Raw genomic sequence first — 14359 nt, forward strand, 5'->3', positions numbered from 1 at the left:
TCTTTCCCTGCACTGCGTCCGGGACCCGGCTTGAGGTTGCCTCATCGACGACGGAGGGTGAGTGGCGCTGCTCTTTCAATTTGCATGCGGCAATGGGAGGCAAATTCGATGATCGATGCCAGATGCAGTTGCGGCGCTGTTTCACTTTCGCTTCCGGGACCAACCAGGCTGGTCGCGGCCTGTCATTGCATCGACTGCCAGCGGCGAACCGGGGCACCGTTCGGTGTCGGTGCGTTTTACCCGGTCGAAGCCGTAACGATCTTCGGCGCGCCGAAGGAGTACGTTCGCGCCGCCGCAAGCGGGGGCGAGGTCCGCTTCTATTTTTGCTCCGACTGCGGCTCGACGGTCTGTTGGAAGGCCGACAATCTGCCTGACATGATCGGCGTTGCCGTCGGCGCCATCGCGGACCCGGATTTCCCGGCGCCCGCCAGATCGGTGTTCGAGCAATCGAAACATGCGTGGGTCGAGATCGGCGGCTCGGGTGTCGCGCACTTCGAAGGGAGCAGCGCGCGGAAGAGTTCAGGCTGAGGCACAGGCATCGAGCGCTGGTGCCGGCGCGGCCGGTATTCGGTCAGGGATGCTGCCGTGCGTTAGACGGCGCTCCTGTCGTCTGTATCGGCTCACCGGGAGCACGGTCCAGCGGCGGGTGAGGCCTGGCGAGTCCGACCGTTCCGGGAGGTGCGTCGTTGCTGGCCGTGCGGGTATTGACGCGCTCTAACGTGACTGTCGATGCAACCACAATGGCGATGGCCAAGGCGACAGCGGATAGGGCTAAGGCTGCTCGATCATTCGGGTCCATCGCTAGACCTCCACGAGACGGCTCTATGGTGCGAGGATAACGCCGAACTGATGATTTGGTTCTTGCGTCAGGCCACGACGCGGTGTCGGCTAAACCAATGGTGCCGGCTGAGGGGATTGAACCCCCGACCTTCGGTTTACAAAACCGCTGCTCTACCGCTGAGCTAAGCCGGCGACGCTGGGAAGCGGGGCCGGGTCGGCATGCGCCGGGGCTGTCCGCCTGTGCGCGCCGCAATACCAGACTTGATTGGAAAGTGCCAGAACCCGAAGGTGGCGTCTCGCCGGCATGAAACAGGCGGCCCGCTGGGCCGCCTGAAACCGTTCAACCCGATGGAAGCTTACTGGCAGAGGTGCCGCCGGCCGTCTTCGCCCTTGGTCCAGGTGCCGGGCCTACAGACGATGCCGTTGCGGGTCGCATAGGCGTCCCAGTTGCCGTACCAGCCCGGGCCGCCGCGGTCGTAGCTCGCGTAGGCATTGCCCCAGCCCTGGAACGGCGCAGCGGCGACCGCTGCTGCGGTTCCGACGGCCGCGCCAGCCACTGCGCCCGCCGTATCGAGCGGCCAGAAGCCCGATTGCCGTCCATCATTCGGATTCACCTGGTTGCGGGCCATGTGGCGGCGGCGATAGGCGCGGTCGGTGGTGGAATTGGCGGGACCGAGATTCTGGCAATTGGGATCCTGGAAGAGCCCCGTGCAGCGGCCCGAATTGTCGACCGTGGCTTGTGCGAAGGCCGGTGTTGCCAGCGTGGACGCGACGATCGCGGCCAAGCCAAGAAGCTTCAGGCTCGTCATGGCATTTTCTCCATGTTGTTGAGACCTGTGCTAAATGCCACCTCCGGCAGTCGTTCCGCGGATTCTCGCCTGCGGGGTCACATCGACGTGAGCCCGTCCAGGATGTGAAATTTGTGCCACGCAACCTTGCTCGCTCCGGCACCTGCCGTGAGTTCGCGCCGCGTTAACGCTTTGCTAGCGCGCCTTTCGGCATTTGAGCGGCTCGCGATCCTTACGCGTTAGGCTTACCGGAATTTGGTGAGCAGGCCTTAACCCTCTCCATGTTGCGATCGGATAGGTTGTGTTCCGGATAACCGGGGCCTTCTCATGCGCGCTGTGGCGCTCGCTGCCTTTCTGATCGGACTGCCCGCGACGGCGTTGGCCGGCGGCGGCTTCGACATCGTCGTGCCCGGCCGTCCCGGCGTGCCGATCATCATCAACAACATCGATGCGTCCTATAGCGTCGTCGAAGGTGTCTGGGGCCTGGGCAAGAACGTCCAGGTGCAGCCGACGATCTATGGCGGGCGCTATGTCGCCGAGCGGCAGCCCTCCGACGTCGGTCATTATTATCCGACGCTCGGCTTGCGGCCGGGCTACGGCCGGCTCGAGGTCGAGCCGCCCGCGAACCGCAAATTGCCCAAGCCCGCCGAGGGCTATCACCAGAGCTGGGGCGCGTCGTCGGCGCCGCTGCCGGCGCAGATGGACGTGCCCGTCGACCCTCCGCCGGTGATCTACGCGCCGGAGATCAACGAACGTCCGCGGCGCCCCCGGCCACGGCCGCATGTCGAAATCCCCGGCAAGCCGCCGGGTTAAGAAGCGTCAAGAATCCAAGACAAATTCCAACAAACGAAAATCAACAGGAGAGAGTAATGCGTCAAATGATTTCGGGACTGGTCGCGGCGGCTGCCGTGATGTTTGTCGGGGCTGCGCCTGCCGCGGCCTGCGGCTTCACCACGTGCGCACCCGTTGCGCCGGTCTATACCGGCTGCAACACCGGCTGCGGCGGCTATGGTTATGGATACGGCTATGGCGCCTATGAGCGTCTCGCTGAGCCGACCACGCAGTATTATTACGTCAACCAGGGCCCGACCTACACCGGCCCGGGTGCCTTCGCGCCGTATCCGACCTATCGTGAGGACGCGGTCGTCGCTCCCGCCAATTACGGCTACGGCTATGGCTATCGCGCCGCTCCCTATCACCGCCCGTACTACCGTCCGTATCGCTACGGCTACGGTCCGCGCTACGGCTATCTGCCGCGCGTGCACTATGGCTACGGCCCGCGCTATGGCTACGCCCACCGTCACGCGCCGTACTACGGCGGTCACCGCGTGCTGCGCCGCTACTACTGATCCCTGATCGGTTGAATCAACGAAGCGCCCGATCGCGTGATGCGGACGGGCGTTTTGCTTTTCTGATGTGCGCGTGGTCGCGATCGGAATCGGTTTTGGCCGTCAGCCCGCCTACGCCTACCGGCTACCGCGTGGCAGCCTTCGCTCGCTTCGCTTAATGATGTTCTGAACTGGCTTGCCTAGCCGTAGCTCGCGAAGCGAGCGAAGGCTGGTGGGGGAGGCAGGACTCGAACCTGCGAAGCCATGAGGCGGCTGATTTACAGTCAGCTCCCTTTGCCACTCGGGACACTCCCCCGCTCGACGGCAGCACAATCGGGCCGGACCTTGCCGGCGGACCGAAGACGGCCATGGAACGTGAAGGCCGCGACAGCCCGGATGGGGGCGCGACCGGGCGCGTTTATGGGCGAAGCGGTGGGGCAAAGTCAACCGAGGCGAACAGCTAAAATCGCCCCTGAAGGCACCGAAATTGCCATATTCCGGCACCCGTGACACAAGCGAGCCCATGAAGGACAAAAAATTCGCCCCGAGGGGCTCCCGCGGCGGGGCTAAGCCCTTCAACAGGCCCGGAAAATCGGCCGGCCGCCCGGCCTGGCGCGACCGCGATTCGCATGCCGACGGGCCCGTCATCCTCTATGGCTGGCACACCGTCACCATGGCGCTCGCCAATCCAAAGCGCCGGATCCGCAAGCTGACGCTGACCGAGAACGCCGCAAGGCGGCTCGCAGAGGAAAACATCGAGACCCGCGTCGCGCCCGAGATCGTGCGGCCCCAGGAGATCGACCGCCTGCTATCGCCCGACGCCGTGCATCAGGGCCTGCTCGCCGAAGCCGATCCCCTGCCTTCGCCTGACATCGAGACCCTGAAGCAGGAAGGCATGGTGCTGGTGCTCGACCAGATCACCGATCCGCACAATGTGGGCGCCATCCTGCGCTCGGCCGCGGCCTTTGCGGTGAAGGCGATCGTCACCACCGCACGCCACAGTCCGGAAGCCACCGGCGTGCTCGCAAAAGCCGCCTCCGGCGCGCTCGAACTTGTGCCAATGGTTACCGTGCAGAACCTCGCCCGCGCGCTGACCGCGCTCAACGAGCGCGGGTTCCAGACCGTCGGCCTCGACAGCGAGGGCACCGAGAACCTTTCGGACGTCGCGTTGCGCGAGCCGCTTGCGTTGGTTCTCGGCGCCGAGGGCAAGGGCCTCAGGCAATTGACCCGCGAGACCTGCAGCGTGGTGGCGCGGCTCGACATGCCCGGCGAGATCAAGAGCCTCAACGTCTCCAACGCCGCCGTACTCTCGCTCTATGTCGGCGCAAGCCGGCTTGGACTGATGAAGTAGCGCTGCCGAGCTGCTACCCCATCATCTCCCGCACCAGCGGCACCACCTTCCGTCCGTAGAGCTCGATGCTCTTCATCAGCTTCTCGTGCGGCAGGGGACCCGCCGAATATTTCAACTGGAACCGCGAAATCCCGAGCGCCTTCGCGGTTTTGGCGATCTTGCGCGCCACAGTTTCGGGCGAGCCGACATAGAGCGAGCCGTGCTCGGCCTCGCTCACGAACTCGTCGCGGCCCATCGGCGGCCAGCCGCGCTCCTTGCCGATGCGGTCGCGCATGGCCTTGTAATCGGGCCACAGCTCCTCGCGCGCCTGCGCATCGCTCTCGGCGACGTAGCCGGGCGAGTGCACGCCGATCGGCTGCGTCGGGCGGCCGAACTCCCTAGAGGCGCGGTGATAGAGATCGACGTAGGGCGCAAAGCGCGCGGGATCGCCGCCGATAATCGCGAGCATCAAAGGCAAATCGTAATGCGCCGCGCGCACCACCGATTGCGGGCTGCCGCCAACGCCGATCCAGGTCTTGAGCCGGCCGTTCTCGACCGGGGGATAGACGAGCTGGTCCCTCAGCGGCGGACGCAGCTTGCCTTCCCAGCTCACCGGCTGCTGCGACAGCAGGGCTGTGAACAAGTCGAGCTTCTCCTCGAACAGCTCTTCGTATTTGCGCAGGTCGAAGCCGAACAGAGGGAATGACTCTGTGAAGGAGCCGCGGCCGAGGATCACCTCGGCGCGTCCGTTGGAAAGCGCATCGAGCGTCGCAAAGCGCTGGAACACGCGGATCGGATCGTCCGAGCTCAGCACCGTCACGGCCGAGCCGAGATGGATGCGCCGGGTGCGCGCCGCGACCGCCGCGAGCACGGTCTCGGGCGAGGAGATCGCGAAGTCGGCGCGGTGATGCTCGCCGAGGCCGATGAAATCGAGCCCGAGCTCGTCGGCCAGCATGGCTTCGTCGACGACGTTGCGGATCACCTGCGCATGCGGAAGCATGGTGCCGGAGGCGGCCCTGGTGACATCGCCAAAGGTGTCCAGTCCGAATTCGAGCGGTGCGGTCATTGATGAGATCTCTGCGGGGCGCGACAGGCCCCTCACGGGAGGGAAATAGTTGCCGTGGAGCTAGGGCGGGGAGGCTGCTCCGACAATGCTGATCCGGGAAAGGCATCGTTTCCGATTTTACATCGAACCAGCGGGCTCAATCGGATCTGGCGAACATCTCCACCAGCGTTTCGCGCAGCCAGCGCTGCGCCGGCACGGTGTCGTTGCGCTGGTGCCAGAACAGGCTGACGATGCGCGGCGGCGCTTTGAGGGGAAGCGGCATCGCATGCAGGAACGGCGCATGCCTCGATTGCGAGCGCAGGTCGCTCGGCAGCACGGCGATCAAGTCGGACTGGCGTACGACCTCATAGGCCGCGCTGTAATGATTGACGGTGGCGACCAGATTGCGCGACAGGCCGCGCGAGGCGAGGAAGAGGTCGTAGGACGGCATGGTCTTGCCCGCGAGGCTCACGTCGACATGGCCCGCGTTGAGGAAAGTGCGCGTGCTCAGCCGTTTCTGGGCGGCGAGCGGATGGCCGCGCCGCATGAAGCAGGCATAGTCGACCGTCCACAGCGAGCGCGAGCGAATGGCGGCCGGCTGCTGCGCCTCGTTGACATAGACGCTGAGCACGCAGTCCACCCTGTTGTCCTCGAGCTGGTCGGCGATCTCGACGACGGTATTGGGCACGGTGTGCACGCGCGACTTCGGTGCAACCCTGCCGAGATGGTCGAGCAGGTTCGGCATCACCAGCGAGGAAACGTAATCAGACATCGACAGGCTGAATTCGGTCTGTGCACGTGAGGGATCGAACACCTGCTCGTCGAGCGCGCCGCGGACGCTTTCCAGCGCCTCGCCGATCGGCTCCCACAGCACCACGGCGCGCTGGGTCGGGCGGATGCCGGTGCCGGCGCGCACGAACAGGGGATCGCCGAGCGCATCGCGCAGCCGCGCGAGCGCGTTGCTGACCGCGGGCTGGGTCATCCGCAACGCATTCGCGGCGCGCGTGACGCTGCCCTCGGTCATCAGCGCCTCGAAGACTTTCAGGAGATTGAGGTCGAGCGCGCGGAACGACACGAACATTCACCATAGTGATATATCAGATCATGATTATAAATTATGACGATAATGTCACTTTGTCTATGGTTCCCTCCCGAGCGGCGCGCCGGGCCCGTGACATCAGAGGGGGACTTTCATGTCGATGATATCGGCGCGCATCGAGCGCCTTCCGTTCGCACGCTTCCACACGCATCTGCTGCTGATGGGCGGGCTCGGCTACATGTTCGACGCGATGGACGCGGCGGTGTTGGCCTTCATCCTGCCGGTGCTGCGAACGGCGTGGAATCTGACGAACGTGCAGATCGGTGTGCTCGGCAGCAGCACCTATATCGGCTTCCTGTTCGGCGCGTTGCTGGCGGGCACGCTGGGCGACCTGATCGGTCGCCGCGCGGTGATGATGTCGGCGTTGGCGCTGTATTGCGCGGCATCGATCGTCAGCGCCATGGTCGACACCTGGTCGTCCTTCTTCGCCGCGCGCGTCGTCGCCGGCATGGGCACCGGCGCGGAGAGCGCGATCATCGCGCCCTATCTCGCGGAGTTCGTGGCGCGGCGTTACCGCGGCAGCTTCACCGGCGCGCTGGCCGGCTTCTTCTCCTTCGGCTTCGTCGCTGCGGCCTTGCTCGGCTATTTCATCGTTCCCGCCTACGACAATGGCTGGCGCATCGTGCTGGTGATCACCGCGGTGCCCGTCGTCATGCTGCTGTGGTGGCGCAAGTCGCTGCCGGAATCGCCGCGCTGGCTCGAAAGCCGGGGCAGGGGCAAGGATGCCGAAGCTGTCCTCGACAAGATCGAAGCGAGCTTTGCGCGCGCGGGCCATGCCCTGCCGCAGCCGGTCGCCGAAGCCGCAGCGCCCGCGGGGACTGGCGGAACGCTGCTGGCCAATTTCGCGGCGCTTCTTGCGGCTCGCCAGGCGCGCATCACCATCATGACCTGGATCATGTGGCTGGCGATCACCTTCAGCTATTATTCCTTCTTCGTCTGGATCCCGGGCCTCTTGGTCCAGAACGGCATGAGCATCACCAAGAGCTTCGCCTATTCGATCGCGATCTATTGCGCGCAAATTCCCGGCTATTTCAGCGCCGCGTATTTCAACGAACGCATCGGCCGGCAGGCGACGATCGCGACCTACATGGTGCTCGGCGGCATCAGCGCGCTTGGGCTCGCCTTCGCGCAGAGCGACCAGCAGATCATGGCGGCGGGAATCTTCCTGTCCCTGTTCATGAACGGCACCTATGCGGGCGTCTATGCCTACACCGCTGAGGTGTTCCCGACGCCGGTCAGGACCACGGGCGCAGGCCTTGCGTCGGCGATCGGCCGTATCGGCGCGATCGTCTCGCCGATTCTGGTCGGCTATCTCTATCCGAACTTCGGCTTTGCCGGCGTGTTCGGCGTCACCACCACCGTGCTGCTGCTAGGGGCCGTAACCGTCGTGCTGATGGGTGTGCCGACGCGCGGCCGCTCGCTGGAGGAGATCGCGGCGGGTGAGGTGGCATGACGCGGACGAAACCGAAGGCCGATCCGCTCCTCTGCGCCGTCGCGACGGCGCAGGGCAGGGCCGATCAGCCGGATGCGCTATTCACGGCGCTGGACCAGGCCGTGAAGTCGGCGATCGGGCACAAGCTGTTCACGATCCTGACCTATGACGAGGCGACCAGCGAACTGGCGCGGCTCTATTCCAGTCTGCCCGGTCCGTACCCGGCCGGCGGACGCAAGCGCCTTGCACCGGGCCCATGGACCGAGACCGTGCTCGACCGCGGCGAGGCCTATATCGGCTATACGCGGGATGATCTGCGCACCGTGTTCTCCGATCACGAGCTGATCGCCTCGCTCGGCTGTGAGAGCGTGCTGAACATGCCCGTGCGCTGGCGCGGACGCACGCTCGGCTCGCTCAATCTGCTTCACGAGGCGGGCTGGTACGGCGAAGATGATGTCGCTGCGTGCCTTCCCTTTGCCCAGCTCACCTTGCCGGCGCTACTCGCGCCGGCCGATCTCTGACAGGACTGCCGTGATGCCAAGCATCCTCTTCAAGAATGCCGCTTTGCTCGACCCCCTCCAGCCGGACTTGCTGGAGGGCCATCACGTGCTGGTCGAGGACAATGTGATCAAGGCGGTCTCCGACCGTCCGCTCCAGGCCACCGCCGATCGCACCATCGATCTCAAGGGCAAGACGTTGATGCCTGGCCTGATCGATCTTCACGTGCATGCCATCGCCGTCGAGCTCAACCTGGCGCAGCAGGTGCACATGCCGAACGTGCTGGTGACGCTGCGCTCGACGCTGCTCTTGCGCGGCATGCTGCGCCGCGGCTTTACCACCGTTCGCGATGCCGGCGGCGCCGGCCACGCGCTGAAGCAGGCGATCGAGACCGGCCTGACCGACGGCCCGCGTCTGTTCGTCTCGGGCCGCGCGCTGAGCCAGACCGGCGGTCACGGCGACATGCGGGCGCGGTCGGATTATCTCGCCAGCGACGCACCTTGTCCGTGTTGCGTGCGTGTCGGCGCGTTGGCGCGCGTCGCCGACGGCGTCGACGGCGTGCGCAAGGCCGCGCGCGAAGAACTCCAGATGGGGGCCGACCAGATCAAGATCATGGCCTCCGGCGGCGTCGCCTCGCCGACCGATCCGGTCGGCGCGTTCGGTTACTCCGAGGACGAGATCCGCGCCATCGTCGAGGAGGCGCGCGGGCGCCAGACCTATGTGCTCGCCCACGCCTACACAGCTGCCGCGATCGAGCGCGCGGTCCGCTGCGGCGTGCGCACCATCGAGCACGGCAATCTGGTTGATGCTCCGACCGCGCGTTTCATGGCCGAGAAGGGCGCCTATGTGGTGCCGACGCTTGTCACTTACGAGGCGCTGGCCAACGAGGGCGCCCAATATGGCCTGCCGCCGGAGAGCGTGGCCAAGATCGCCGATGTCCGCGACGCGGGCCTGCGTTCGCTCGCGATCTATCGCGATGCCGGCGTGAAGATGGGATTCGGCAGCGACCTGCTCGGGCCGTCGCAGCGGCTGCAGAGCGACGAATTCCGCATCCGCGCCGAAGTCCTCGGCCCGCGCGCCGTCATCGCCAGCGCGACATTGATCGGCGCCGAGGTGCTCGGCATGGAGGGCAAGCTCGGCCGCATCGCGCCCGACGCCATCGCGGACCTGCTGGTGGTCGACGGCAATCCGCTGCGCGATGTCGCCTGCCTGCTCGGTCAGGGCGAGCACATCCCACTGGTGATGAAGGCGGGGAAGGTCCAGTTCGACAGGCTGAGCGCCTAAGCCGCGCTACCGCCCGCTCATCGAAGCGTAGACGTGACGGTCGCCTTTGGCAGGCTAGCCGTGGGTGAAAGGATAGCACCGCTTCATTTGGGCTATTTCCCTGTGAGCTAAGCGCGAAATATGATTGAGAACAAAATAAGAACATGCTAGGAGGCTACACAGGTAGTGTTCCGAATCGTTGGGGTTGGAAGTGAAAGTCGCAGGCTTATTCGCTGGCATCGGCGGACTGGAGCGAGGATTGGCTGCGGCTGGACATGAGCCGAGCCTGCTTTGTGAGATCTGGGAGCCGGCTCGCGCGGTTCTTGCTACGAGAATGCCAGACGTTCCATGTAAGCGCGATGTTCGGGAGCTCAAATCCTTGCCACGAGAAGTTGAGCTGCTAGCGGGTGGTTTCCCTTGCCAAGACCTAAGCCAAGCGGGCCGAACCGCAGGTATTGGTGGCGCCCGTTCGGGACTAGTCGGTGAGATATTTCGATTGCTCGATCGACGGCGAGTGCCTTGGGTTGTTCTGGAGAACGTGTCATTCATGCTGCAACTCGACAAGGGAAGTGGCATGCGCACCCTTGTCGAGGCGTTTGAAGAGCTCGGCTATCGTTGGGCCTATCGGGTGGTGAATAGTCTCTCGTTCTTGCCCCAACGGCGAGAGCGTGTGCTTTTCGTTGCAACCACCACCGACGTTGATCCTGCGTCGGTGGTGCTTACAGATGAAGCAGAACCAGCATTGGCATCGACCGATCTCGGCGCTCATGCGCACGGATTTTATTGGACCGAGGGGGTTCGTGGGCTTGGCTGGGCGCCAGATTCCATTCCAACGTTGAAGAACGGTTCTACCGTAGGAATCGCGTCGCCACCTGCCATCTTACTGCCCTCGGGTGACGTGATCACGCCAGATGTCCGAGACGCTGAGCGCCTCCAGGGCTTTCCGGAAAACTGGACCAGTCCAGCCGAGGAGGTCTCGCGGGCGTCGATTCGTTGGTCTCTCGTGGGAAACGCAGTTACGGTGCCTGTTGCTAAATGGCTGGGTTCGCGCTTGGCTCATCCAGGCGTGTACGACTTCGGCCGTGACTGCGAATTGCCGGCAAATGGCCGATGGCCTAAGGCCGCACGCTTTGACGGCAGACGACGATATGCCGTTCACATCAATGCTTATCCGAAGTGGGAACAGCGTTCGTCTCTGACGACGTTTCTTCGATATGACGGAAAGCCTCTTTCGGTGCGGGCCACGCGTGGCTTCCTTTTGAGGACCGAACGGGCAAAGCTGCGATTTGCAGATGGGTTTCAAGATCGGCTTCGCGAACATCTTGCTCGAATGGAACGCCACGTTAGTTCGGGTAGTTCGAATTTCGCCGTCGCTGCGGAATGAGGATCGTTCGCCCTGACGCAGAAACATCCGCGCGGATGGCGCGGATTAGACAGAAGGGTACGAAGATTGAAGCGGCGGTCGCGTCGGCGCTGCGTGATCTAGGACTTCACTATCGCAAGAACGTTAGAAAGCTTCCTGGTAGTCCAGACTTTGCTAATAGGTCGAAGCGATGGGCCGTGTTCGTGCATGGTTGTTTTTGGCATCATCACACGGGCTGCTACAGGGCGACGGTGCCAAAGTCCAACCGTAGATTTTGGCTAGACAAGTTCCGCGATAACAAGCGTAGAGACGCTCGGAGCGTGCGGCTTCTTCGAAGAGAAGGGTATCGAGTTGTCGTAATCTGGGAATGTCAGGAGCGTCGCATCCGAGACAAGCTAGCCAAGATCCTTGAAGCGGGTGGCGTAAATTCCTGAGAGTCGTGCGATCATGCTTTCGTAATTGTAGATATCGCCCTTTGGAGGCGCAGGCGGAGTCTCGACAAGTCGAACTGGACTGCCGTCGTTTGCCATGTCGATCACGACAATTGAAATCGCATCATAGCCGACATCGCCCACTCGCGAGCGGCGCGGTAATTGTTTTATCTTGTCGATTGCAAGTTGGGCATCTCTCGGTTGCTTGTGCCGACTCCATTCTGGGTCGGACGGTCTATTTTTCTTGTTCAGATCCGGGCTGAGATAGGTCTCCGCGACGTTCACCATCGTGAAGGCGACCGCTATGGCCTCATCGCTTGCTCCGTGCACGGTGAGGTGGGACGAATTTAACTCGTCGTACAGACGGGGGAGAGCTCGTTGATGAGCTGTCATGCAGGCCTTGGCTTCTAGAGCCATTAACACGGAGCCGACTGGAGCGCGCACAAGCGGCGGAAGTTTCTCGAATGTCGCTCGCTCCTCGGGCTTCAGGTCGATGCCGTATCCTGCTGCGATGCTGGCCAAGGTCTCTGAGGTAGCATGTCCCCCCGGTGTGCAGAGCACCAGATCGAGATTCTTCTTTCGATCATGGACGAAGTCGCGCATTTCGTGGTTGATGCCGAAGCATACTGTTCCGGCCTCCACGTGTCGCTTGAGAAGTGGGGTCGACGCCAATAGATCGAAAACCACTCCCCAGCAGGCAATTTTTGAATGACGGTCGCTTCTCGAATGGTATTGCCACGAGTTCTGATAGCGATCGCTAATGTCTGTTTTCGACAAAGTTCGTACGAGGATGGTGGGCCCGTGCATTCGCGCCTCGAAATGTCCTGATTGTTTCCTGTTTACATGCCGGACGATGGGGACCACAAGGCCAACAGGGGCCAGAAATGCTCGGCTTCCGCCCGTTCGACCTACCGCCACATCCCGCGCATCTTGGCCCCGATGTCGATCTTCGGCCCTTGCGCGGCAGTGCGCGCTGCACCTGCCGCGGCCTTCGGCCAGGCGGCGCGCTCGAACAGATAGACCAGCGATTCCGGGATGAAGCGGGTGCGCGAGGCGTAAAGGTGGCGGTCGCCCTTGGCGGCCTGGCCGTGGACGAAGAAGCGCTGCGGCACCACGAGGTGGAGATCGTCCTTGGCGCGCGTCATCGCGACATAGAGCAGGCGGCGCTCCTCCTCGAGCTCGGCAGAAGTGCCGGCGCCGAGATCCGACGGCATGCAGCCGTCGACGACGTTGAGCACGAACACCGACTTCCACTCCTGGCCCTTGGCGGAATGGATGGTGGAGAGGATCAGATAATCCTCGTCGCGCAAGGGTGGACCTGATTTATCGCTGGTCGCATCCGGCGGATCGAGCGTGAGCTCGGTCAGGAATTTCTCGCGCGAGGAATAGCCGCTGGCAATCTGCTCGAGCTGCATCAGATCGGCGCGGCGCGTCTCGGAATCCTCGTGGATGCGATCCAGATGCGGCTCGTACCAGAGCCGGACGCGTTCGAGATCCACGGGCCATTCCGAATAGCGCAGGTTTTCGACTGTGCGGACGAAATCTATCCAGTCGGCACCGGTGCGCGCCGGCACTGGGAGCTGGCCGAGTGCGTGCAGCGGATCGGTGCTTTCAGCCATCTGGTCGAGCACGCGCTGAGCCGTCGCGGGGCCGATGCCGGGCAACAGATGCAGGATGCGGAAACCGGCGACGCGGTCGCGCGGGTTCTCGGCAAAGCGCAGCAGCGCCAGCACGTCCTTGACGTGGGCGGCGTCGAGGAATTTCAGTCCGCCGAATTTGACGAACGGAATATTGCGGCGGGTCAGCTCGATCTCGAGCGGGCCGGAATGCGAGGACGTCCGGAACAGCACGGCCTGGTGCTTGAGCAGCGCGCCTTGCTCGCGGTTGGCCAGCACCGCTTCGACGATGTAGCGGGCCTGGTCGGCCTCGTCATGCACCGTGACGAGCTGCGGCTTCTGTCCGGAGGTGCGGTCGGTCCAGAGGTTCTTGGTAAAGCGCTCACGCGCGAGGCCAATGACGCCGTTGGCTGCCGCCAGCACGGCTTGCGTTGAGCGGTAATTGCGGTCGAGCGTGATCATTTCCGCGCGGGGCGAGAAGCTTTGCGGAAAGTCCAGGATGTTGCGCACGGTGGCGGTGCGGAACGAATAGATCGACTGCGCGTCGTCGCCGACCACGGTGAGGCCGCGGCCGTCGGGCTTCAGCGCCAAGAGGATCGAGGATTGCAGGCGGTTGGTGTCCTGGTATTCGTCGACCAGCACGTGATCGAAGCGGCCGCCGATCTCTTCGGCGATCAGCGCATCGCTCATCATCTGCGACCAGTACAGCAGCAAATCGTCGTAATCGAGCACGTGCTGGGCCTGCTTGGCTTCGACGTAAGCCGCGAACAGGCCCTTCAGTTCGGCGGCCCAGCCCGCGCACCAGGGATAGTGCACCCCTAGCACCTTCTCGATCTCCATCTCGGCGTTGACGCAGCGTGAATAGATCGACAGGCAGGTGCCCTTGGCCGGAAAGCGGCTCTCGGTCTTGGACAGGCCGCGCTCGTGCCGGACCAGGTTCATCAGGTCGGCGGAATCCTCGCGGTCGTGGATGGTGAAGGCGGGATCGACGCCGATCCGCTCGGCATATTCGCGCAGGAGCCGCGCGCCGATGCCGTGGAAGGTGCCGGCCCAGGTGAGCGCGTCGCGCATGATCGCGGCATTGTTCTCGCCCAAGACCTTGCGGGCGATACGCTCGACCCGGCCGGCCATCTCGGCCGCGGCGCGGCGCGAAAACGTCATGAGCAGGATGCGGCGCGGATCGGCGCCGGCGACGATCAAATGCGCGACGCGGTGCGCCAGCGTGTTGGTCTTGCCGGAGCCGGCGCCGGCAATGACGAGCAGGGGGCTTCCCACGGTCGCGCCATCGGCCACGCCATGCTCGACGGCGCGGCGCTGCTCCGCATTGAGCGTGTCCAGATATGTTGCCACGAATCGCCCCGGTGAAAGGCCGAGAGTCGGCCATCC

The 14359-nt window shown here is 63.9% G+C and carries 14 protein-coding genes and 2 tRNA genes; 9 read left to right on the plus strand and 7 right to left on the minus strand.

Going from position 1 to position 14359, the window contains the following annotated elements:
* The first annotated feature begins 108 nt into the window (after nt 1-108).
* Nucleotides 109-528: a GFA family protein gene (locus tag JQ603_RS18295; protein WP_212341434.1), complete on the plus strand. Its 420-nt coding sequence runs from the start codon at nt 109-111 to the stop codon at nt 526-528.
* A 369-nt stretch (nt 529-897) separates the two neighbouring features.
* Here JQ603_RS18295 and JQ603_RS18300 read toward each other — a convergent pair.
* Nucleotides 898-972, minus strand: a tRNA-Thr gene (locus JQ603_RS18300).
* A 164-nt stretch (nt 973-1136) separates the two neighbouring features.
* A complete protein-coding gene (locus JQ603_RS18305) occupies nt 1137-1589 on the minus strand; it encodes a hypothetical protein (protein ID WP_212341437.1) in 453 nt (150 codons plus the stop codon).
* A 306-nt stretch (nt 1590-1895) separates the two neighbouring features.
* Here JQ603_RS18305 and JQ603_RS18310 point away from each other — a divergent pair, with 306 nt between their 5' ends.
* Nucleotides 1896-2381, plus strand: coding sequence for a hypothetical protein (locus tag JQ603_RS18310; RefSeq protein ID WP_212341438.1), 486 nt, complete (start codon nt 1896-1898; stop codon nt 2379-2381).
* 56 nt (nt 2382-2437) lie between these two features.
* Nucleotides 2438-2917 (plus strand): hypothetical protein, encoded by a 480-nt coding sequence (locus tag JQ603_RS18315; protein WP_212341440.1) that lies wholly within the window; start codon nt 2438-2440, stop codon nt 2915-2917.
* A gap of 209 nt (nt 2918-3126) precedes the next feature.
* On the opposite strand, the gene JQ603_RS18320 is transcribed toward JQ603_RS18315, so the two are convergent.
* A tRNA-Tyr gene (locus JQ603_RS18320) sits at nt 3127-3212 on the minus strand.
* A gap of 207 nt (nt 3213-3419) precedes the next feature.
* On the opposite strand from JQ603_RS18320, the gene rlmB reads away from it, so the two are divergent.
* Nucleotides 3420-4247, plus strand: coding sequence for a 23S rRNA (guanosine(2251)-2'-O)-methyltransferase RlmB (gene rlmB / locus JQ603_RS18325; RefSeq protein ID WP_212341442.1), 828 nt, complete (start codon nt 3420-3422; stop codon nt 4245-4247).
* A gap of 13 nt (nt 4248-4260) precedes the next feature.
* Here rlmB and JQ603_RS18330 read toward each other — a convergent pair whose 3' ends face one another.
* Complete coding sequence (locus JQ603_RS18330; RefSeq protein WP_212341444.1) at nt 4261-5292, minus strand: LLM class flavin-dependent oxidoreductase; 1032 nt, start codon at nt 5290-5292, stop codon at nt 4261-4263.
* Nucleotides 5293-5428: 136 nt separating this feature from the next.
* Nucleotides 5429-6352, minus strand: coding sequence for a LysR family transcriptional regulator (locus JQ603_RS18335; protein ID WP_212341445.1), 924 nt, complete (start codon nt 6350-6352; stop codon nt 5429-5431).
* A 112-nt stretch (nt 6353-6464) separates the two neighbouring features.
* Between JQ603_RS18335 and JQ603_RS18340 the strand changes: the two genes are divergently transcribed.
* From JQ603_RS18340 to JQ603_RS18360, 5 genes are all read left to right on the plus strand, one after another.
* The gene (locus JQ603_RS18340; protein WP_212341446.1) at nt 6465-7823 is read left to right on the plus strand and encodes an MFS transporter; all 1359 of its coding nucleotides are present in this window, start codon (nt 6465-6467) and stop codon (nt 7821-7823) included.
* Nucleotides 7820-8323 carry a GAF domain-containing protein gene (locus JQ603_RS18345; RefSeq protein ID WP_212341447.1) on the plus strand — a complete coding sequence of 168 codons (504 nt, stop codon included), beginning with the start codon at nt 7820-7822 and terminating at the stop codon, nt 8321-8323. Before JQ603_RS18340 ends, JQ603_RS18345 begins: the two co-directional genes overlap by 4 nt.
* A gap of 13 nt (nt 8324-8336) precedes the next feature.
* Entirely contained in the window at nt 8337-9584 is a 1248-nt protein-coding gene (locus JQ603_RS18350; protein ID WP_212341448.1) for a metal-dependent hydrolase family protein, read from the plus strand.
* Nucleotides 9585-9774: 190 nt separating this feature from the next.
* Nucleotides 9775-10947, plus strand: a complete 1173-nt coding sequence (locus JQ603_RS18355; protein WP_212341562.1) for a DNA cytosine methyltransferase — start codon at nt 9775-9777, stop codon at nt 10945-10947.
* On the plus strand, nt 10944-11360 hold the full coding sequence (locus tag JQ603_RS18360; protein WP_212341449.1) for a very short patch repair endonuclease: 417 nt from the start codon (nt 10944-10946) through the stop codon (nt 11358-11360). The genes JQ603_RS18355 and JQ603_RS18360 overlap by 4 nt, the downstream gene beginning before the upstream one ends.
* On the opposite strand, the gene JQ603_RS18365 is transcribed toward JQ603_RS18360, so the two are convergent.
* Nucleotides 11322-12164: a hypothetical protein gene (locus JQ603_RS18365; RefSeq protein ID WP_212341450.1), complete on the minus strand. Its 843-nt coding sequence runs from the start codon at nt 12162-12164 to the stop codon at nt 11322-11324. The genes JQ603_RS18360 and JQ603_RS18365 overlap by 39 nt on opposite strands.
* 101 nt (nt 12165-12265) lie before the next feature.
* Nucleotides 12266-14323 (minus strand): ATP-dependent helicase, encoded by a 2058-nt coding sequence (locus tag JQ603_RS18370; RefSeq protein WP_212341451.1) that lies wholly within the window; start codon nt 14321-14323, stop codon nt 12266-12268.
* Nucleotides 14324-14359: the final 36 nt, after the last annotated feature.

It is taken from the genome of Bradyrhizobium liaoningense, from assembly GCF_018130825.1.
Taxonomy (GTDB): domain Bacteria; phylum Pseudomonadota; class Alphaproteobacteria; order Rhizobiales; family Xanthobacteraceae; genus Bradyrhizobium; species Bradyrhizobium liaoningense_B.

Bases quoted from the DNA above. Each gene is read 5' to 3' on its own strand.
- JQ603_RS18305 (WP_212341437.1), bottom strand. From the start codon at position 1,589: ATGACGAGCCTGAAGCTTCTTGGCTTGGCCGCGATCGTCGCGTCCACG.
- JQ603_RS18340 (WP_212341446.1), top strand. From the start codon at position 6,465: ATGTCGATGATATCGGCGCGCATCGAGCGCCTTCCGTTCGCACGCTTC.
- JQ603_RS18345 (WP_212341447.1), top strand. From the start codon at position 7,820: ATGACGCGGACGAAACCGAAGGCCGATCCGCTCCTCTGCGCCGTCGCG.
- JQ603_RS18295 (WP_212341434.1), top strand. From the start codon at position 109: ATGATCGATGCCAGATGCAGTTGCGGCGCTGTTTCACTTTCGCTTCCG.
- JQ603_RS18310 (WP_212341438.1), top strand. From the start codon at position 1,896: ATGCGCGCTGTGGCGCTCGCTGCCTTTCTGATCGGACTGCCCGCGACG.
- JQ603_RS18330 (WP_212341444.1), bottom strand. From the start codon at position 5,292: ATGACCGCACCGCTCGAATTCGGACTGGACACCTTTGGCGATGTCACC.
- JQ603_RS18365 (WP_212341450.1), bottom strand. From the start codon at position 12,164: ATGCACGGGCCCACCATCCTCGTACGAACTTTGTCGAAAACAGACATT.
- rlmB (WP_212341442.1), top strand. From the start codon at position 3,420: ATGAAGGACAAAAAATTCGCCCCGAGGGGCTCCCGCGGCGGGGCTAAG.
- JQ603_RS18350 (WP_212341448.1), top strand. From the start codon at position 8,337: ATGCCAAGCATCCTCTTCAAGAATGCCGCTTTGCTCGACCCCCTCCAG.
- JQ603_RS18360 (WP_212341449.1), top strand. From the start codon at position 10,944: ATGAGGATCGTTCGCCCTGACGCAGAAACATCCGCGCGGATGGCGCGG.
- JQ603_RS18315 (WP_212341440.1), top strand. From the start codon at position 2,438: ATGCGTCAAATGATTTCGGGACTGGTCGCGGCGGCTGCCGTGATGTTT.
- JQ603_RS18335 (WP_212341445.1), bottom strand. From the start codon at position 6,352: ATGTTCGTGTCGTTCCGCGCGCTCGACCTCAATCTCCTGAAAGTCTTC.